This is a genomic window from Phenylobacterium sp. GW823-FHT02A09 (assembly GCF_058797775.1).
The window spans coordinates 1,214,825-1,232,400 of sequence record NZ_JBXAJZ010000001.1 but is presented as its reverse complement, the minus strand read 5'-3'; the positions used below and the strand labels follow the sequence as shown (position 1 = coordinate 1,232,400).

At 65.7% G+C, this 17,576-nt stretch carries 31 protein-coding genes; 28 read left to right on the top strand and 3 right to left on the bottom strand.

Annotation, left to right across the window (positions count from 1 at the left end):
• Genes AC1Q87_RS06280 through AC1Q87_RS06235 form a run of 10 tightly spaced genes read left to right on the top strand, consistent with a single transcriptional unit; the run spans position 1 to position 4,026 of the window.
• Positions 1–384: a hypothetical protein gene (locus tag AC1Q87_RS06280; protein ID WP_492608108.1), complete on the top strand. Its 384-nt coding sequence runs from the start codon at positions 1–3 to the stop codon at positions 382–384.
• On the top strand, positions 381–686 hold the full coding sequence (locus AC1Q87_RS06275; RefSeq protein WP_492608107.1) for a hypothetical protein: 306 nt from the start codon (positions 381–383) through the stop codon (positions 684–686). Before AC1Q87_RS06280 ends, AC1Q87_RS06275 begins: the two co-directional genes overlap by 4 nt.
• Positions 683–1,018, top strand: coding sequence for a LexA family protein (locus tag AC1Q87_RS06270; RefSeq protein WP_492608106.1), 336 nt, complete (start codon positions 683–685; stop codon positions 1,016–1,018). The genes AC1Q87_RS06275 and AC1Q87_RS06270 overlap by 4 nt, the downstream gene beginning before the upstream one ends.
• On the top strand, positions 1,018–1,350 hold the full coding sequence (locus AC1Q87_RS06265; RefSeq protein WP_492608105.1) for a hypothetical protein: 333 nt from the start codon (positions 1,018–1,020) through the stop codon (positions 1,348–1,350). The genes AC1Q87_RS06270 and AC1Q87_RS06265 overlap by 1 nt, the downstream gene beginning before the upstream one ends.
• Entirely contained in the window at positions 1,347–1,595 is a 249-nt protein-coding gene (locus tag AC1Q87_RS06260) for a hypothetical protein (RefSeq protein WP_492608104.1), read from the top strand. Before AC1Q87_RS06265 ends, AC1Q87_RS06260 begins: the two co-directional genes overlap by 4 nt.
• Positions 1,595–1,807: a hypothetical protein gene (locus tag AC1Q87_RS06255; protein ID WP_492608103.1), complete on the top strand. Its 213-nt coding sequence runs from the start codon at positions 1,595–1,597 to the stop codon at positions 1,805–1,807. Before AC1Q87_RS06260 ends, AC1Q87_RS06255 begins: the two co-directional genes overlap by 1 nt.
• Positions 1,804–2,385, top strand: coding sequence for an MT-A70 family methyltransferase (locus AC1Q87_RS06250; protein ID WP_492608102.1), 582 nt, complete (start codon positions 1,804–1,806; stop codon positions 2,383–2,385). Before AC1Q87_RS06255 ends, AC1Q87_RS06250 begins: the two co-directional genes overlap by 4 nt.
• Positions 2,382–2,639, top strand: coding sequence for a hypothetical protein (locus AC1Q87_RS06245; RefSeq protein WP_492608101.1), 258 nt, complete (start codon positions 2,382–2,384; stop codon positions 2,637–2,639). The genes AC1Q87_RS06250 and AC1Q87_RS06245 overlap by 4 nt, the downstream gene beginning before the upstream one ends.
• Complete coding sequence (locus AC1Q87_RS06240) at positions 2,636–3,322, top strand: hypothetical protein (RefSeq protein WP_492608100.1); 687 nt, start codon at positions 2,636–2,638, stop codon at positions 3,320–3,322. The genes AC1Q87_RS06245 and AC1Q87_RS06240 overlap by 4 nt, the downstream gene beginning before the upstream one ends.
• Positions 3,319–4,026: a YdaU family protein gene (locus tag AC1Q87_RS06235; RefSeq protein ID WP_492608099.1), complete on the top strand. Its 708-nt coding sequence runs from the start codon at positions 3,319–3,321 to the stop codon at positions 4,024–4,026. Before AC1Q87_RS06240 ends, AC1Q87_RS06235 begins: the two co-directional genes overlap by 4 nt.
• 14 nt (positions 4,027–4,040) lie before the next feature.
• Here the strand turns inward: AC1Q87_RS06235 and AC1Q87_RS06230 are convergent, their stop codons facing one another.
• On the bottom strand, positions 4,041–4,397 hold the full coding sequence (locus tag AC1Q87_RS06230; protein WP_492608098.1) for a hypothetical protein: 357 nt from the start codon (positions 4,395–4,397) through the stop codon (positions 4,041–4,043).
• 31 nt (positions 4,398–4,428) lie between these two features.
• Between AC1Q87_RS06230 and AC1Q87_RS06225 the strand changes: the two genes are divergently transcribed.
• Positions 4,429–4,848 (top strand): thermonuclease family protein, encoded by a 420-nt coding sequence (locus AC1Q87_RS06225; protein WP_492608097.1) that lies wholly within the window; start codon positions 4,429–4,431, stop codon positions 4,846–4,848.
• Positions 4,845–5,564 (top strand): hypothetical protein, encoded by a 720-nt coding sequence (locus tag AC1Q87_RS06220; protein ID WP_492608096.1) that lies wholly within the window; start codon positions 4,845–4,847, stop codon positions 5,562–5,564. The genes AC1Q87_RS06225 and AC1Q87_RS06220 overlap by 4 nt, the downstream gene beginning before the upstream one ends.
• A 287-nt stretch (positions 5,565–5,851) precedes the next feature.
• On the opposite strand, the gene AC1Q87_RS06215 is transcribed toward AC1Q87_RS06220, so the two are convergent.
• Both AC1Q87_RS06215 and AC1Q87_RS06210 read right to left on the bottom strand, forming a co-directional pair.
• On the bottom strand, positions 5,852–6,253 hold the full coding sequence (locus AC1Q87_RS06215; RefSeq protein WP_492608095.1) for a hypothetical protein: 402 nt from the start codon (positions 6,251–6,253) through the stop codon (positions 5,852–5,854).
• Positions 6,253–6,642 carry a hypothetical protein gene (locus AC1Q87_RS06210; protein ID WP_492608094.1) on the bottom strand — a complete coding sequence of 130 codons (390 nt, stop codon included), beginning with the start codon at positions 6,640–6,642 and terminating at the stop codon, positions 6,253–6,255. Before AC1Q87_RS06210 ends, AC1Q87_RS06215 begins: the two co-directional genes overlap by 1 nt.
• A gap of 65 nt (positions 6,643–6,707) precedes the next feature.
• On the opposite strand from AC1Q87_RS06210, the gene AC1Q87_RS06205 reads away from it, so the two are divergent.
• From AC1Q87_RS06205 to AC1Q87_RS06130, 16 genes are all read left to right on the top strand, one after another.
• The gene (locus AC1Q87_RS06205) at positions 6,708–7,028 is read left to right on the top strand and encodes a hypothetical protein (protein ID WP_492608093.1); all 321 of its coding nucleotides are present in this window, start codon (positions 6,708–6,710) and stop codon (positions 7,026–7,028) included.
• A complete protein-coding gene (locus AC1Q87_RS06200) occupies positions 7,028–8,257 on the top strand; it encodes a phage terminase large subunit (protein ID WP_492608092.1) in 1,230 nt (409 codons plus the stop codon). Before AC1Q87_RS06205 ends, AC1Q87_RS06200 begins: the two co-directional genes overlap by 1 nt.
• Positions 8,257–10,179, top strand: a complete 1,923-nt coding sequence (locus AC1Q87_RS06195; RefSeq protein ID WP_492608091.1) for an anti-CBASS protein Acb1 family protein — start codon at positions 8,257–8,259, stop codon at positions 10,177–10,179. Before AC1Q87_RS06200 ends, AC1Q87_RS06195 begins: the two co-directional genes overlap by 1 nt.
• A 103-nt stretch (positions 10,180–10,282) precedes the next feature.
• On the top strand, positions 10,283–11,413 hold the full coding sequence (locus AC1Q87_RS06190) for a DUF2213 domain-containing protein (protein ID WP_492608090.1): 1,131 nt from the start codon (positions 10,283–10,285) through the stop codon (positions 11,411–11,413).
• On the top strand, positions 11,413–11,850 hold the full coding sequence (locus AC1Q87_RS06185; protein ID WP_492608089.1) for a structural cement protein Gp24: 438 nt from the start codon (positions 11,413–11,415) through the stop codon (positions 11,848–11,850). The genes AC1Q87_RS06190 and AC1Q87_RS06185 overlap by 1 nt, the downstream gene beginning before the upstream one ends.
• A gap of 16 nt (positions 11,851–11,866) precedes the next feature.
• Complete coding sequence (locus AC1Q87_RS06180; RefSeq protein ID WP_492608088.1) at positions 11,867–12,817, top strand: DUF2184 domain-containing protein; 951 nt, start codon at positions 11,867–11,869, stop codon at positions 12,815–12,817.
• A gap of 48 nt (positions 12,818–12,865) precedes the next feature.
• On the top strand, positions 12,866–13,120 hold the full coding sequence (locus AC1Q87_RS06175) for a hypothetical protein (RefSeq protein ID WP_492608087.1): 255 nt from the start codon (positions 12,866–12,868) through the stop codon (positions 13,118–13,120).
• Between the two features lie 18 nt (positions 13,121–13,138).
• Complete coding sequence (locus AC1Q87_RS06170) at positions 13,139–13,408, top strand: spike base protein, RCAP_Rcc01079 family (protein WP_492608086.1); 270 nt, start codon at positions 13,139–13,141, stop codon at positions 13,406–13,408.
• Positions 13,408–13,887, top strand: coding sequence for a DnaT-like ssDNA-binding protein (locus tag AC1Q87_RS06165; RefSeq protein ID WP_492608085.1), 480 nt, complete (start codon positions 13,408–13,410; stop codon positions 13,885–13,887). Before AC1Q87_RS06170 ends, AC1Q87_RS06165 begins: the two co-directional genes overlap by 1 nt.
• A complete protein-coding gene (locus AC1Q87_RS06160) occupies positions 13,887–14,294 on the top strand; it encodes a hypothetical protein (protein ID WP_492608084.1) in 408 nt (135 codons plus the stop codon). The genes AC1Q87_RS06165 and AC1Q87_RS06160 overlap by 1 nt, the downstream gene beginning before the upstream one ends.
• Positions 14,294–14,719: a hypothetical protein gene (locus tag AC1Q87_RS06155; protein WP_492608083.1), complete on the top strand. Its 426-nt coding sequence runs from the start codon at positions 14,294–14,296 to the stop codon at positions 14,717–14,719. The genes AC1Q87_RS06160 and AC1Q87_RS06155 overlap by 1 nt, the downstream gene beginning before the upstream one ends.
• Positions 14,716–15,123 (top strand): phage tail terminator-like protein, encoded by a 408-nt coding sequence (locus AC1Q87_RS06150; protein ID WP_492608082.1) that lies wholly within the window; start codon positions 14,716–14,718, stop codon positions 15,121–15,123. The genes AC1Q87_RS06155 and AC1Q87_RS06150 overlap by 4 nt, the downstream gene beginning before the upstream one ends.
• Positions 15,120–15,920: a hypothetical protein gene (locus AC1Q87_RS06145; protein WP_492608081.1), complete on the top strand. Its 801-nt coding sequence runs from the start codon at positions 15,120–15,122 to the stop codon at positions 15,918–15,920. The genes AC1Q87_RS06150 and AC1Q87_RS06145 overlap by 4 nt, the downstream gene beginning before the upstream one ends.
• Before the next feature lie 84 nt (positions 15,921–16,004).
• Complete coding sequence (locus AC1Q87_RS06140; RefSeq protein ID WP_492608080.1) at positions 16,005–16,466, top strand: hypothetical protein; 462 nt, start codon at positions 16,005–16,007, stop codon at positions 16,464–16,466.
• Positions 16,467–16,548: 82 nt separating this feature from the next.
• Positions 16,549–16,953, top strand: coding sequence for a hypothetical protein (locus AC1Q87_RS06135; RefSeq protein WP_492608079.1), 405 nt, complete (start codon positions 16,549–16,551; stop codon positions 16,951–16,953).
• A gap of 29 nt (positions 16,954–16,982) precedes the next feature.
• Positions 16,983–17,438: a hypothetical protein gene (locus tag AC1Q87_RS06130; protein WP_492608078.1), complete on the top strand. Its 456-nt coding sequence runs from the start codon at positions 16,983–16,985 to the stop codon at positions 17,436–17,438.
• Positions 17,439–17,576: the final 138 nt, after the last annotated feature.

Sequence of the window (17,576 nt, the reverse complement as noted above, 5' to 3'; positions counted from 1 at the left end):
ATGTCGACCGCTATCCTCCAATGGCTCGGCGGCAAAGATACGGGCGCGTCGAGCAAGGCGATCGCGCTGACCTCTCTCGGCCAAATGCCGAGCCGGCCGGAACATCCGCGAGATTCTGCTGACTTTGGTAGGTGTCTACGGCTGCTCAAGGCCGCGCCCGAGGCCAAGGCCGGCCTGGAGGAGCTGGGTATTCGTGGCGGACCATACTGGGTGGCACTGGTCGCCCGATGGGACGAGCTTGAGCTCGCAGCTTGGCACGACGAAGGCGAGGAGAAGCGCGACGGCTTCTACACGCTGATCCGCGGCATCTTGCAGCCGATTGAAGTGTCCGACATGGCGCACATTCAGTTGGCGCCCGGGATCTCGATGAGGCTCGGGCGATGACCCAGCAACTCGACATCTTCCAGAGCTACCCCAACGGCCCCGGCTTCAAGGTCCGGGAGACGTCGAGGGCTGCCGCTGAGGCTATCGCGCCTCAGGCCAAGAGCCTGAGGGCGAGAGTTTTCGATGAGCTGAAGAAGGCCCCCGGCACGCCGGAGCAGATCGCTCACCGCATGAAAGAGCCGCTGATGAACGTGCGGCCGCGCTTGTCCGAACTGTCGGCCAGGGGGCTTGTGCGAGACAGCGGGGCCCGTGGTCAGGCCATGGGCGGCCGGCAGGCGATCGTCTGGGAGGTGGTTCGATGACCGGCCTCACGCCACGTCAGAATGAATGCCTAGCGTTCATCGGCCGATGTTTGGCCGACAGCGGTGTCTCGCCCTCCTTTCAGGAAATCGGGTTGGCCATGGGGCTTTCCAGCAAGTCTGGGGTCCATCGCCTAGTCCATGGGCTCGCCGAGCGCGGCCACATCGTCTTCTGGCCAGACCGGAAGCGCAGCATCTCGCTCGCCCGGAACGGCACGCCGATCCCCTTCGACGACATGGCCGCCGCGATCTCCGAGGAGTTCTTCGGCGCCGACGAGATCAAGTTCGCCCAGGTTCGCCGGGTCCTGGTCCGGGCTTGGGGAGGGGCACGCTAGTGAGCGTCGAACCCCACGAACTGGAGATCCGCAAGCGCCGCGGCGACACCAAGGCCGCCGCCATGCTCCGCCGCGCCGCCGTGCGCGATCACGCCCGCCTTGGCCTCAAGGAGATCATGGGCCGCCTCGAAGACCGCGACGCCGAGTTCGTCGTGGAAGTTCTGCGCGCCCTGCTGCGGTCGACCGGATCGCTGCTCGCCGAGCGCGCAGGGAAGGCCCGCGCCGTCGGCGTGATCGTCGGCGTCCTAACCAACATAGCGCCGGCCTGGAAGTCGGAGGCCGCTACACGCCGCGACGCCGCCGATGCGCTCTTCAAAGGAGACGCGGCATGAGGCCCAACGCCCGCCGCCCGGACCGAACCGTCGTCGAGCGCGTCGCCGGCGCCATCGCTCTCGAGCATGGTGTCGAGGTCGTGGCTCTGTTCGGCATGGCCCAGAAGCCGGCCGCCGTCGCCGCGCGCCGCGAGTGCTATCGCCGCGTGATCGACCTCACCGGCTGCTCTGTGAAGGGCCTCGCCAAGGTCTGGGGCTGCGACCACCAGACCATCCGCAGGTCCCTACTGGCGGAGGCGGCTTGATGTCCCTGAGCCACGATACCTGGGCAGCGATAGAGCGCGGCAAGGCCGCCTCCCTGCACATCGAAGAGGCCGGTATCGAAAGCCGGTTCGAAAGCATGTGCCTGGCCCGCGGGTTCACTTACGCCGTCGAACGCCTGGAGGCGGTCAAGCAGCGTGTCCATCAGCGTCTCGCCGCCCTCGGCGTCGGCGACAGCGGGGAGTGGGTCGGATGAGCCTTCCTCGCGGCCCCTTCGGCTGCATCTACATGGACCCGGCGTGGGGGTTCCGCACCTACTCTGGTGATGATCGCGTGCCCACGCTCGGGGAAGATCCCTATCCCACCATGACGCTCGAAGAGCTGAAGGCGCTTCCGGTCTCCGAGGTCGCGGCGACCGACTGCCTGCTGATCATGTGGGTCATTTCCTCACACGTGCCGCAGGCGATCGAGTTGGCGGGCCATTGGGGGTTCACCTATCGGTCGCTGGGCCCGGTCTGGATCAAGGACCGGCATCCCGGTCAATTAGAGATGTTTGACGACGCGCCGATCTGCGACATCGGCATGGGCTACTGGTTCCGGCAGCAGGCTGAAATCGCCCTGGTCTTTGGCCGCGGTTCGCCGACGCGGCTGAATGCGGACGTCCGGCAGGTCGTCGCGGCTTCGCGGCGTGAGCACTCCCGTAAGCCCGACATTCATGGGCGGATCGAGCGCCTAGTCGGCGGCCCATACCTCGAGATGTTTGCGCGCCAGTCCCGCCCGGGTTGGACCACGTGGGGCAACCAGTCGACCAAGTTCGACGAGGTGGCAGCATGAAGGCCGCCCCGACCTGCTTGAAGTGCGAGGTGGCCCACACCAACGCCAGGGCCGCGGGCCATCGCGACTGGCGCGAGGGCGTCTGCTTCGACTGCGCCGCCGGATCGCTGGACGAGATTTTCGCCCGCCTCGGCTACGTGCCGGATGAAGCAACGGTCCAGCGCGAACTGGCGAAAATGAACGCGTGTACCCCGCTGCATCAGTGGCCGCCCGCTCCCACCCAGCTTTCACTGTTCGACGAGGTGGCGGCATGAGGCAGCCCCGTACCAAGGCCAACTCCGCCGGCCCGCACACACCCGCTGACGTCGAGCAGATCCGCGCCAGCATCGCGACGATGAACGACGGCCAGATCGCCGCCGTGCTCGGCTGGAAGATTTGGAAGGTCGTCGCCGTTCGCGCTCTGCACGAGATCCCGGCTCACGTCCCTAAGCTCGTCTGGAGCAAAGACGAGATCGAGGTCCTGAAGGCCCGCTACATCAAGGCGGGAGAGCCTGCCTCTGTCGTTGGCGCGGCGATCGGGAAGACGGGCGTGCAGGTCGCCAAGAAGGCGAGCAAGCTCGGTCTGAAGCGCGACCCGCGCCACGCGGCCCGCAACCGCGACGCGGCGAGCATTCGCAATAGCCCCTTCACGCCGGGCCACTCCATTCGCCGACCGCGCGCGGCCGCCCCTGCAGCGGACCCCGCGCCCGTCCAGGCCCGTCGCCGGCTGACCGGCGCGGCGGTGATCTTCATGAACCCGGTCGTCCAGCACGAGCCGCTAGGGGGCCGCATCCTTCGCGCCCTGGCGGACCGTCCTATGTCCGCCCCGACCATCGCCACCGTCGTCGGTGAGAAGGAACTGTACGTCTCCCAGCAGCTCACGGCGTTTGCCCGCGAAGGTCGGGTGACGGCAGGCGAGGGCGGCCCGCGTGAACGACGTTGGAGCCTCGCAGCATGACCAAGGACGCCAAGCCCGACACCTGGATGCCGCTCGTCATCGGCGACTACCTGAAGGACACCAAGCGCCTCACCACGGAGCAGCACGGCGCCTACTTGCTGCTGCTCATGGACTACTGGGTCAACGGGCCGCCGCTCGACGATGACGAAGAGTTGGCGGCGATAACTGGCCTGGACGCCAAGGCGTGGAAGAAGAACCGGCCCAAACTTGAACGCTTCTTCCACGTCCAGGACGGCCGCTGGCGCAACAAGCGCGCGGACGAGGAACTGGTCGAGGCGGCGGATCGCAAGCGCAAGAACGCCGAGCGCGCGAGCGCCGGGGGACGAGCCAAGGCGGCGAAGAACGCTGCTTCAAGCAGTGCTACAAGCAGTGCTTCAAGCACAATTCAAGCAGCGGAAAACGCCCCGAAAGTGCTGCTTGAACCCTGCTCCGCATCCATACCCACAGAGGTAGATGCCCCTACAGGGCAATCTACCCTCTGTGGACGCGAGAGCGTCGAAGCGCGCCTTGATGGCGCTTCGCCCCTTCGCGTCATCGACGGCGGGCAGGACGACAGCGAGCGCGCATGGCTGCATCTGGCCTATCAGGCCCGGGACGACAAGCAGCGCTTCCGGGTCTCAGACCCCGACCTGTCCAGCGAGTGCGCCGAGTTCGAGGCATACGCCAGCTCTCAGGCCGTATCGCGTCGGCGCGCGGTGGCATAAGTGGGCGAGCGGGACTACTTCACGGTTGCTACGAACTCATCGACCAATTTGAAGATGAAGTGGTTCGTTGAAAACGTTGCAACAAGAATGACAGCAACAGTCAAAACCAGTCGAAGCGATGTGTTGAATTTATGCAGCTTTCCGAAGGTGTCAGATATTGGAAAGTGCTCGTCTATAAGCCGGCGAATGCCTAGTCCGAACCATGCGGTCAGGTTTATCAGGGTGATGAAGTATAGCCCCTCAACCCACGGCGAGGTCGTGACGCGAGCGGCCGCGCCCATTGCTGCCACCATCAGGAATCTTTCGATGAACTTGAACCATCGCGCTATCGATCGATCCTCGATGGCATTGAAATCGTCTGTTTGGGCCATGTCATGTGTCCGGATAGCTCTTGCGATTACAGTGAGTATCCTGATTTCAGGGGGTGCCAAAGCCGACCCCTGCAAAGCCATCCCTGACCGCGGTCCCTTGCCATCGCACTTGTCGCGCGGCGCCACCTTCAGCGGGCCGGTGACCTACGTCGGCGACGGCGACAGCCTGTGCGTCGCTGTCGGGCAGGGGCAGGCCAGCTGGGTCGAGGTCCGCGTCGCCGACTTCTACGCGCCCGAGCTGAACGCTCCAGGCGGTCGGGAAGCCAAGGCCGCACTTGAGCGGATCACCAGAGGCAAGCGCGCCGTCTGCACCGCCGGCCATCGCAGCTACGACCGCATCGTCGCCAACTGCCGGATTGGTGGCGTCTCGATCGGCGACCTCATGCGCCGCCAGGGCATCGCCGAGGGCGGCAACGGACAACAAAACTCGGCGAAGGGAGCCAACGAATGAACGCGACCGCCCTGAAATCCACCCCTGCGATGAAGGCCGGTCTCGCCCTGAGCGGTCTGACCGACGAATTGCAGATCCTGCGCCGGCGCATCGAGGGAAACCCCAATCGGTACTATGGCGTGCTGAAGAAACTGGAGCGCGCTGAGGCTGCAGCCATGGCGAAGAATTTGCCGGCTGCCCGCGATGGAATCATCGACCTCAATCAGCGATTGGGCGAACTCGATGCCGCTTGGGACATGAGCGCCCAGCAGGCTGAGCAGGCCCGGCTGGCCGAAGCCCGCGGCGCCCCGACCCACAAGGCCGAAACCGGCGTCTCCACCCGCGACGGCTGGCTTTGGCTGGTCAACAAGGGTCGCTACAGCTCAGGCCGGGTCGAGGCTGGCCGCCTGTTCCGCGAGAAGTACCTGAAGGCCACCGACGACCCGATGAAGTCGTGCCTCAACGACAGCACGGGCGGAGGAGGGGGCGACGCCAACCCGATGGCCGGCCGCCTGCACGCCCAGTTCGAGGTCGACGGCGTGAAGCGCCACATGGTGTCGTCAGTCGGCCAGGTGACCGGCGCCGTGCTCTATGAGCGGCTGTGTGCCGTCGTCGGCCAGGGCGTCACTGTCCGCCAACTGGCCAATGGGAAGGACCGCGACGCCGAGACCATGGCCACCGAGCTTGGCTTTGCGCTCGACTTGGCCGGCGTCTATCTAGGGGCGGTGAGGGTATGACCGCGGCGTGCGCCAGCATTGCTCTGGCGGCTCTGGCCCTTGGACTGCTAGCGGGCTGGTGCTTCAGCGCGCACCGTCGCGCCGGCGCTGGGTCCTCGACGATGAGCAAGGAGCTACGCTGCGCACTCGAACGCAACGAGGCGGCCAGCGCGAACCTCAAAGCGCTGCTTCGGGAGCGCGACGACACAACCCCTTGAGGTTTCCGCGCAAATCACCCATACATGTGGCTAAGGTCGCGTCGCGCGCCTGGAGAACCCCGCCCCGCCCGGCGGGGTTTTGCGTTTGACCTAGGGTGGTGAGATTTTGAGTGCCGGCGGCGGGGGCGGCAAGTTCCAAGCACGCGCTGACTCGATGGCCTTCAACATGGCAAACTCGTCGGGGGTAGGCCCAACGTAGCCCGTATTGGGGTCGCGGAATTTGTTTAGCCACTGCCAAATCCACATGGGCAGAAACCCGTTTGGCGGCGACGTCATGTCCATGCGGTGGATCAAGCAGAAATCGTCCGGTGCGAGCACGTCGCGCGTCATCTCGTAGAGGGTGATTGCAGACTTGTCGGTCCACAGGATCCAATTGGCTGAACCATAACGCACCCAGTCTGTGGCCAGCGGCGTCAGCTTGGCTTCCAGGTGATTTGGGGCGGGCGCGCTCGCATAAATGATGCTGAGGTGCATGTAGCCGTGCTGCGCCATTAGTCGTCCTCGCCAACGGGCTTGTCGTTGGGGTTCGTGGTTGGCTGCATGTTGAGCATCTCTTTGGCGCGACCTTCGAGGGTCACGTTTTTCGCTCCCATGTCCTTCAGCCGGTACTGCATCAGGTGTGCACTCTCCATTGCCGCAGCTTCTGGCTGCAGGAGCGCATAGATGAAGGCCACGATGAGGTAGAGCGCCGATAGGCCTGAGACCAGATAGACGATAGTCATCAGTCCGTTCAGGTCGCCAGTGGCCAACCCCACCACAACCGCAATTACGGCGAGCACGATCAGGCTCGCGATAATTACAGAGCCTAGCCGTCCTAAAACTCCAGGGCCGACCTTTATTTCAGCCACTGCCCCGAGTGTTCTGCCAATCCAGTCAGACATGCCTGTCCCTCCCCGGGGCAGGACGTTAGTTGGGGCGTTTTGAAAAACAATCAGAGAAATCAAACATGGCCCAACGTGGCGGTGCTCGCCCCGGTGCGGGCCGTAAGAAAGGTTCAGTCAGCCAGGCCAAGCGTGACGTCGCCGAGATGGCGAAGGAGCACGCTGAGGCGGCGTTGAACACGCTGGTTTCGGTCGCGAACAACCAGAAGGCCCCGAGCGCGGCGCGCGTGTCGGCGGCGACTGCGATCCTCGATCGCGCCTATGGGAAGCCTCGCCAGTCGGTGGACGTGGACGCCTCGACCATTGGGGCTCTAACGGTGACCTACGTCACCGCGCCGGCCGGCCCTGCGCCCAAGCCGAGCGACGAGGACTACGAGACCGACTAGTGATCTATGAGCCGATCCCGGCCTATCGGTTCCTGACCGAGAAGCCGCTTGGTTCATATCGCTACCGCGGGGCCTTCGGCGGGCGGGGCGGGGCGAAGTCCTGGGAGTTCGTCGACGCGGCGATCTTCCATGCGGTGATCACGCCCAGGCTTCGGGTGATCTTCCTTCGGGAGATCATGGCGAACCTGAAGGAGTCGTCGCTTGAGCTGGTCCGCAACCGGCTGGAGCACTACGGGCTACTGAACACCTATTTCCGCGAGGTCGATGGATCATTCGTTGGCCGCGCCGGCCAGAAGATCCTCTTCATTGGCCTCTGGAAGGGAAACAAGCCAGAGGGGATCAAGTCGCTCGAAGGGGCGGGCCTGACGATCCTTGAGGAAGCTCAGGAGGTCCGGCAGGCGTCTCTGGACGTGCTGCTGCCGACGATCCTCCGCACGGCGATCTCGGAACTCTGGGCGATCTGGAACCCGCGCCTGGCGACGGACCCGATCGACGTCTTCTTCCGCGGCCCGGTGAAGCCCAAGCGGGCCATCGTCCGCAAGATCAACTACGACCAGAACCCGTACTTCCCCGACGCTCTCCGCGAGCTCATGGAGCTCGATTTCCAGAAGAACCGCCTTCGGGCGATTTGGATCTGGCTTGGCGGCTACATGCCGTCGGTCGAGGGGGCGATCTGGAACCGCGAGGGCTTGGATCGGGCCTGGCAGATGGGCCGCCTCGCTGAGAGCGGGTGGGGCAGGGTGGTTGTCGGCGTCGACCCCTCTGGCGGCGGAGACGACGTCGGCATCGTGGCCGTCGCTGAGTACGGCGACGGCGCGATTGTCCTTGAAGACGCGACGTGCCCGGCCACCAGCCCCTTTGGTTGGGCCACGGCGGTTGCCAAGTGCGTCGATCGCTGGGGCGCCGACTGCGTCGTGGCCGAGAAGAACTTCGGCGGCGACATGGTGGAGAGCACGCTGCGCGGCGCCAACGTCAACGCGCGCGTCGTCATGGTGACGGCCAGCCGCGGCAAGCACGTCCGCGCCGAGCCTGTCGCTGGCCTCTACGACCAGGACCGCATACGCCACCGCGAGCAGTTCCCGCTCATGGAGGCGGAGATGCTGGCGACCACGCCGGCCGGCTACCAAGGCGAGGAGTCGCCGAACCGCATGGACGCCCTGGTCTGGGCGATCACTGAACTGAAGCTCGATACGGGCTTCCGCTACGGGCTGATGGAGGTCATCGACTGATGCAGATCGTCGACAGCCTCAAGAACCTGGTAAGCGGCCTCGGCACCGCCAAGGACAAGAACACCTCGCTCGTCCACGTCCTCAACGTGAAGAAGCCGGACGAACTGAACGCCATGCACCGCGGCGACTGGCTGGCGCGCAAGGTGGTCGACATCATCCCAAACGACATGACCCGGGAGTGGCGCAACTGGCAGGCCGAAGGCGACCAGATCGAGAAGCTGGAAGCGGTCGAGCAGGCTCCGCTGATCAACCTACAGACCAAGGTCAACCGAGCGCTACAGGTGGCCCGCCTCCTGGGCGGCGCCGTAATCTACATCGGCATCAAGAATGCAACGCCGGAAGAGGAACTGACTGCGGACGATGTTGGCGTCGGCGACCTGCAGTATCTGCACGTCCTGAGCCGATACGAGGTGACCTGCGGCGAGACCAACCTGGACGTCACGTCGGAGTTCTTCGGGCAGCCGACCTACTACGAGGTCAGTGGGGCTGACGGGGCGCCCGTGCGGATCCACCCGTCTCGCATGGTGCGGTTTGATGGCGCTCCGATCCTCGACCGCCGCGCAGTGGGCAACGATACCTGGGGTGATAGCATCCTCCAGGTTCTCTACGACGCGCTGGAGAACGCTGGATCGAGCCAGGCACACGTCGCAGCGTTGATCCCTGAGGCCAAGACCGACGTCGTCTACATCCCCGGCCTGTCCACCTATGCGGCCACGCCGGCAGGGCAGGCCAAGCTGACGGCCCGGTTCACCTATGCGAACTCGGTCAAGTCGATGTTCAACATGCTGCTGCTGGAAGGGACCGGCCAAAGCGGTCCGAACGCTGGCGGCGAGAAGTGGGAGCAGAAGCAGATCAGCTTCGCGCAGCTTCCCGAGCTGATCCGGCAGTACCTGACCATCGCGTCCGGCGCGGCCGACATTCCGGTGACGCGCCTCCTTGGGGAGAGCCCGGGTGGGTTGAACAGCACCGGGGACGCCGACCTTCGCAACTATTACGACAACATCGCCGCTCGGCAGCGGATTGAGCTCGAGCCAGCGCTGAACCGGCTGGACCAGATTGTGATCCGGTCCGCGCTCGGCTCACGACCTGACGAGATCTACTACGAGTGGGCGCCGCTCTGGGGCATGTCCGAGAAGGAGAAGGCTGAGGTCTTCAAGGCGAAGGCCGATGCAGCCCGAGCCTTGGCCGGCGCCAAGGGCGGTCCGCTCCTGCCGATCCTGGCGCTCTCGGACTCGCTAGTGAACACCTTCACCGAAGACGGCAGCCTTCCGGGCATCGAAGCGGCCATCAAGAAGCACGGCCCGCTCGTTGAGAAGCCCGAGCACGAGGCCGACCCGGCCGGTGGGGGCGAAGAAATCGAACAAGTTGGGAAGGCCACGGCGGTAGACGCTGACGGAGGTGGGCGAGCCGCCGTCCGCCCTTTTGATGCTCGCAGGCGCAAGCACGGCGGGCACCTGGGGCCTCGCAAGGGCTTCGACCCGAATCAGCCCCGCGGCGGTGACGGTCGATGGATCCCTACGGGTGGTCGGATAGAGCGAGCGCTGAGCAAGGCCGGCGCGAACGACATCGAGCACGTCCTATTGGGGGCTGTTCGCCGGCCAGCCGCGCTGTCCGCTGTGCTTGGGGTCGACGCTCGAGGCTACCGGCACGCGGCAAGCAACCAAGCCATGCGGCACGCCCTGAAGCAGCACGGCGATGCGAAAGCAGAGGGCGCGCGAGGCCAGAAAGCTCTCGCTCGGGAGGACTTCGGTCGGCTTCCGCAGATCGTTCGGACGGGAAACTATCACCCCGCCGAGCAGCGCAAGTTTGGCCCGCGCCGTGTGGAGATCCACGCGACGATCGGACCGCATAAGTACGTCTACGTCGCCGAAGCGCGGCCAAAGCAACGCCGGCTCGACATGGTGACGATGTGGAAGCGATGAGGGGAAGGGCGCCGCCCTGCTCTGATGCCCTGCCGAAGCAGTCCCCGAGCTAACGTCCGAAACAACGGGCGGCTGTCGAAAACATAAGCCCGAAAGCGCTCAAATGCAATTCACCGACGCAGTCGCGGTCGCGGGAACGCGGCGGCGCGATGATGGCTATCTGGTCGCCGACGCTCGGATCGCCCGTACGGGCATTCAGCTCTACGCGGGCCGGGAGGTCGGCAAGCCGGAAATGGACGTCGTGCGGGTCTATCGGCCCGGGGCCGAGGTCTTCTCACAGGCCACGCTGGCGAGCGCCGCCCATCGGCCGGTGACCAACGACCACCCGCCCGAATTGGTCACGGCCGCCAACTGGCGGAAGTACGCCGTTGGCCAGAGCGCCGACGAGGTGGTGGGCGAGGGGATCTACATCCGCGTGCCCCTCATGGTCAGCGACCAAGGGGCGATCGACGACATCGAGGCCGGCAAACGCCAGCTTTCCGCCGGCTACACCTGCGACGTCGAGTTTTCGCCGGGCGTGACCGACGCGGGCGAGGCCTACGACGCCATCCAGAAGAACATCCGTCTGAACCACGTCGCGATCGTCGCGCGGGGCAGGGCGGGTCACGAGGTCCGCATCGGCGACGGTGCGGCGACTTGGGGTGCGAGCCCTATCCACGCAGCAGACAGAAAGGACCCGGACATGCCGGACAATCTGCGCACTGTGATGGTCGACGGCCTTTCTGTCAGCACGACTGACCAAGGCGCCGCCGCCATCGAGAAGCTGACCGGAGAGCGGGAAGCCGCCCGGAAGGCGCTGGGCGACGCTCAGACCGAGCACAAAACCGCCCTGGCGTCGAAAGACGCCGACCTGGCCAAGAAGGACGCCGAAATCGACGCCCTCAAGGCCGGCCAACTGAGCGATGCCGACCTCGACAAGCGAGTGGCCGCCCGCGCCCAACTGGTCTCGACCGCCACCGCGATCGCCAAGGACGTGAAGACCGACGGTCTGAGTGACGCTGACATCCGCAAGGCTGTTGTCCAAGCCAAGGCCGGCGACGCGGCGGTCAAGGACAAGTCCGACGAATACATCACCGCGCGCTTCGACATCCTCGCCGACGGCCTGAAGGCCAACGGCGCCGATCCGGTGCGTGACGCCATCAACGGCGGCGGTGGCGCCCAGGCGACCACCTCTGACGCCGCCTACAAGGCGATGACCGACGACATGCAGTCGGCCTGGAAAGGAGCTGCCTGATGCCCGCGGTTCAAACCACCTACAGCGCCACGCACGCCCGCTGGGTCGAGGGCATGGTGCTGAACTCCGAGCCCTGCGTGATCGTCAGCCGCGTCGCTGAAGACGCCGAGGGCATCGGTTTCGGCAAGGTCTGCGTTCAAGGGACCCTGGACAACCAGGTGGTCGACTCCGAAGCGACCGTGAAGTTCGCCGGCATCGCCGTGCTGGATCCCACCAAGGACGGCGACAAGTACGCTCAGTACGACACCGTCGCGGTCATGAAGAAGGGCGTCATCGTGGCTTCGGCCTCGGTCGCCGTCGCGGTCGGAGACCCCGTCTACTACGTGCCGGCGACGGGCGTCCTGACCAACGTCTCGACCAGCAACACCCTCATCGCAGGCGCTCAGTGGGACACCAGCACCGCTGGTGCCGCCCTCGCTGCGCTGCGTCTCGGCTAAGCGGAGCGCAACAGCCATGAACATCTACACCCACGATGCTCCGCAGAAGGCCCTGAACTTCCTGCTGAGCCAGACGTCGCTCATCGAGCCGACGGTCTACGCGACCAAGTACCAGGACATCCAGTACGCTGGACTGATCCCGGTCGACACGTCGGCCCCCGAGTGGATCCAGTCGGTGACTTACTTCTCGTCCGACGCGGTCGGCCAGGCTGCGTGGTTCAGCGGCAAGGCCCAAGACGTCCCGAACGTCGAACTGCTGCGCGAGAAGTTCCAGACCGGCGTCAACATGGCGGCCATCGGCTACCGGTACGACCTCGAAGAGCTCGGCACCGCGCAGATGCTCGGCATGAACCTGAACGCCGACAAGGCCACGGCCTCGCGCCGCATCGCCGAAGAGTTCATCGACGGCGTCGCCTTCATCGGCGACACCGCGAAGGGCCTGACCGGCCTGGTGAACAACGGCACGGCCACGGCCACCCAGGCCCCGGCCGACGGCACCGGCTCGGCCCGGACGTTCGCTTCGAAGACCCCGGATCAGGTGCTTCGCGACGTCAACGCCATCCTGACCGGGATCGGTACCGACACGCTGAACACCGAACTCGCCGACACCGTCCTGTTCCCGTACTCGATCCTGCTGGACCTCTCGACCCGCCGGATCGACAGCACCAACCAGACCACCATTCTGGAATGGCTGCAGACGAAGAACATCTACACGATCACCACGGGCCAGCCGCTGACCATCCGTGGCGTGATCGGTCGTCTGGACACGGCTGGCACCGGCTCGTCGAAGCGCATGGTCGCCTATCGGCGCTCGCCGGAAGTCCTGAAGATGCATGTCCCCATGCCCTTCCGCTTCCTGCAGGCCTGGCAGCTGGGACCGGTTCTCTTCGAGGTTCCCGGCATCTTCCGCCTTGGCGGCGTGGATATCCGCCGCCCCAAGGCCGTGCGCTACCTCGACAGCATCTAAGGCGCTCCCCCGGCTTCAGGGCCGGGGGACACCGAAAGGACCAAGCCCATGCAGATCACCAATATCTCGCCCGGTCCCCGCGGCGTGAACACCAAGACCGGCGTCGTCATCCTGGCGCCGAAGGAAACGCGCGACCTCGAACTGGAAGACGCCGAGGCCAAGACCCTCAGCGAAGATTGGTTCCGTGTCGGACGCCTGTCGAAGTCCGACAAGGCGGAAGCAGAAGACAACAAGGCCCAGACCGACGCCACCGCGGCCGCCCGCGACAAGGCGGAAGCCGAGGCCAAGGGCGGCAAGCTCTAGTAGCGGAGGGCCGAGATCGTGGCGCTGAACCCCCTCCTTAGCGACTTCGACTCCACGTCGACTGGCCGCGATCTCATCCCCGTCGCACCTAGCGACAGCCTTGACCTGGAAGTGGCCGCTCGCGGCATCCGGTGCCGCCCAGACGGCGTGGCCGGAGCGCTGCGGATCACGACGTGGACCGGCGAAGTTCGGGACACCTACATCGATGCGGGCGAAAGCCTGATCGTCGCCATCCTCCGGGTCCACGACACCGGCACCGACGCCACGAAGCTTGAGATCTACCTCTGATGGCTGGCTACGGCACCGATGACGATTTCGACGACTGGCTGAACGAGGGCGGTTACGAGCTGCCGGCCGGTGCGCTCACGACAGCCATCCTGCGTCAACGCGGATCGATCTATGTCGATGGGCGGTACGGGTCGCTATTCAGCGGCTCGCCGACTGGCGGCTATACCCAGGAGCGTGCATGGCCGCGCACCGGAGCCACGGCCTATGACGCAGCGATCCCTGACGATGTGATCCCGGCTGCGGTCGTTCAGGCCAGCTATCACGCGGCGCTCTACGAGGCGCAGAACCCTGGCGGCCTGGCGGTCGTCGCCACCGGGGCCGGCCAGATCAAGCGGGAAAAGACCGATGTCCTTGAGACCGAGTACTTCCAAGGCTCTGGCGATGCCCTCGCGGATGCGACGCCGACCCTGTCTGCTGTCGAAGGTCTCCTGACGCCGTTTCTAGCCGGAGTTCCGTGCCCGGCAGTCCTGGTCGTCTGATGTCGACCTACGACGAGCGCGCCCGCGCTCAGGCGATCAAGTCTCTCGCGCCCAAGGAGAAGGGCGGGAGGGGGCAGGCCGTCACCATCACCACCCCGGGGACGCCGGGGACTACCGACCCGATGACCGACACGACCACGGGCGGCTCGCCTCCGGTCGATCACCCCACTTCGGGCGTCGAGACCAAGTACAAGGCGGACTCGATCGACGGGACGGTGATCCAGCGCGGCGACGTGCTGTTCCTGCTCTCGCCGGTGAAGCTGGACGGGTCGGCGCTGCCGACGCCCGTTGCCGACAGTCACACCCTGGAGACCGCCGACGGCAAATGGCTGGTCAAGCACGTCGAGACCATTCGCCCCGGCGGCCTGGTCGTCATGCACAGGCTCCAGCTTCGTAAGGGCGGCTGATGGGCTTGGCTGCGGGCATCCGAAAGCACAATCAGAAGGCCCTACCGGCGCTAGACCTGATCGTCCACGACTCTTCGGTGGAGTTCGCCGGGCGCCTGACGACCGACTGGACGCCGCTTGGCGACCCTGAGAGCTGGAAGTCCCCGCCGCCTACCGACTACCGGCCGGGCAACCTCCGCAGTTCCTGGTTTCTGAGCGTCGGCGCGCCGTCAACCGAGACGACCGACCGGACAGACGTCCGCGTGATCAACCACCTTGACCGCCTGCCCAAGCAGGCCGGCTCGAAGGTCTACTACTCGAACTCGGCGCCGCACGCTGGAGCCATTGAAGGCGGGCACTCCCGTCAGGCGCCGGTCGGCATCATGTGGGCGGCGCAGGAGTTCGCCCCGATGGTCGCGGTCATTGCCCGGAGGCGCGGCGCATGAGCGAACAGGTGATGCGTGGCCTGCTTCAATCGCGGCTGATGACGCTGGGCTGGAACAATCAGACGGCGTTTGAAGGCAAGCACTTCAACCCGGACCCGGCCGAGCCGTATCAAGAGGTTACGACGGTTTTCTCAGAGCCGGACGCGATCACGGTGTCAGGCTCCAGCCAACTGCGCGGCCTGTTCCAGGTCCGGCTGATGTACCCGCTGGTCGACGTCGCCAGCGACGGCATCGGCGTCCCGTGGGCCCGCGCCGAGGCGATCAAGGCCGCGTTCCCGCGCAACCTGCTCATGACCGCTGCAGGCGTGAAAGTTTTGATCGTCCGCGAGCCGCAGATCACCCGCGCGCCGCCGCAAGGCGATCGTGACGTCACGATCATCCGCGCGCGTTTCCGCGACAGGTGATCGCACTCATCCTCGGCGGGGCTCCCAGCGTCTGGCTGGAGCTTGAAGCCGCCAAGGCCATGCTGACCCGGCCGTATGTGGTGGTCGCCGCGAACCTCGCCGGCATTGAGTACGACCACAGCCTCGCAGGCTGGGCGAGCCTGCATCCTGACAGCCTAGCCGAATGGGTCGCTCGCAAAGGGTCTACGGACGCGCGGCTGTTTACGCCCGATGAGACGCCCGAGCGCTGGCCCGGGTCATCCGGCCTCTACGCCGCTCAGGTGGCGCTGTTCGAGATGGGCGCCGCTGGCGTGATCCTTTGCGGCGTCCCGATGGAGAGCCGGGCAGGGCACTTCACCGGCCGGACCCCATGGGAAAGCGTCACCGACTACCGCCGAGCCTTCCAGGCCGCGTTGCCTGAGATCGGCGGGCGTGTCCGCTCGATGGGGGGCTGGACCCAAGACCTCTTTGGCGCTCCGACCCGCGAATGGATCGACGCCATCCACCCGGCTCGCCCGCTGGGCGCCAGCCGCCCCAGCACCGTCAGGAAGGCCACCATGCACAAGATCCGCAACGTCAGCGACACGACCCAGCGCTTCAACGCCCGCAACGAGAAGGGCGATCTCGTCATCGTTCGCTTGGCGCCGGGCCAGCACGACACCTTCGACGCCGATGTGAACCAGGCCGTGTTCGCGCGCGGCCTCCTGAAGGCGACGCCGCTCACCAAGACCGACGAGCCGGCCGCCCAGGCTGCGACCACGACCACGGCGCCCGCCGGCCACAAGCCGCTGAAGCCGCGCCCGGCCGCCGACGCCTAACCACCCAACGCCACCGGCCACGGTGCGTCCCAGCGCCGGGAATGACCCCGGCGTGAACCACACCCGACAACCAGGAGACCACCTATGCCGGGAGCTACCGAAGCCTTCACCGCTGCGGGCGCGACGATCTCGATTTCGGCCGCGCTGCCTGCCTCGCTGACCAAGACGGCCTACGCCGCGCTGACCTTCACTGAGATCGGCGAAATCACCGACGGCGGCGCCATCGGTCGAACCTACAACGTCGTCAATCACCTGCCGCTCGGCAAGCGCGGCCTCGTCAAGATCAAGGGCTCGTTCGACGACGGCACGATGACCATCCAAGCGGCCTTCGCGCCGGGCGACGCTGGTCAGGCGCTGGTCCAAACCGCGCTCGACGACGACGAGTTCTACTCGTTCGAAATCGAGCTGCAGGACGGCACCAAGATCTACTGCCAGGGCCAAATCACTAGCGCCCCGGTCACCATCGGCACCGCGGACTCCGTCGTCGGCACGACCTTCAATCTGTCGGTGAAGTCCGGCTCGATCGTCCGCGCCCTGCCGGCCTAAGCGCCAGGCCACCCAGTACAGAACACCACCTCAACTCTAAGCCGAAGGTCGCGCCTTCGGTCCTTTTTGGAAGGAACTACCCATGGCTACGATCGACACGTCGGACCTCGAAGTCACCGACACCACGACCGTCGAACTGGACGACAAGAACGGCAATGAGCTGTTCGACAAAGCGGGTCAGAACCGCCGCTCCATCACGCTCTACGGGCCGGGGTCTCGCCAGTTCGTGGAGGCGCAGTCCAAGCACAACGCCCGCGGCATCAACCGCCTGCGGACGCGCGGCGGTCGCAAAGTGACCGCCAACGCTGACGAGGATATCGCTGCCAAGGCGGCTTTCCTGGCTGACATCACCGTCAGCTTCAACCACTTCGGCCTCAGCGAGGAGGACCAGAAGCGCGACACCTTTCGAGAGTTCTACGCGAACCCGAAAGTCGGCTACATCACCGACAAGGTGAACGGTGAAGCCGGTGACTGGGCAAATTTCTAGCGGACTGCGCAGAGCAGCTAACTCTGCATGTGCGCCACCTCGCGTGGCTGCACGCAACGCCTGACGCCAAGGGCAAGGACGACAAGGACCGCCGGACCCGGCAGCAGCGGTTCGAAGCTGACGAAGAGGCTGGGGCCGAGCGGCCGGAACTCATCGCCCCAGACGTCCCAGCCGAGACTGCCTATCTCGTCGAGTACCTCATGACAGTCGGGCCGGCCTCTGCCGGCGAGGTCCTTACCTTCCTCGAAATCCAGGCGTGGCGCCGGGAAACCGGCCGCGTCCTGGATGCGTGGGAGGTCGAGACCCTGCAGAAGCTCTCGCGGGTCTATCTCAGCGAGTACCACCAGGCTTCAGACCGGGAACGGCCACCGCCTAGCGGCGAGATGGCGAAGCCCAAGCGCACGCGAAGTGAAGTCTCGCAGCACATCTCCGACCTGTTCGCACGCCTCGAAGAGCGCGACGCAAAGCTAGGTCCGGGCGGGTAACTCAATGTGGAGCGTGACGAACCCGGTCGCAAAGGCCAGGACCGTCAGGCCCACGATCAGGGCTGCGATCCCAGCGGCGATGCGCCAGTTCATCGGCCTAGCAGCCGGTTGCGGGAGGTCCGCTCGAGGATCGCTCGT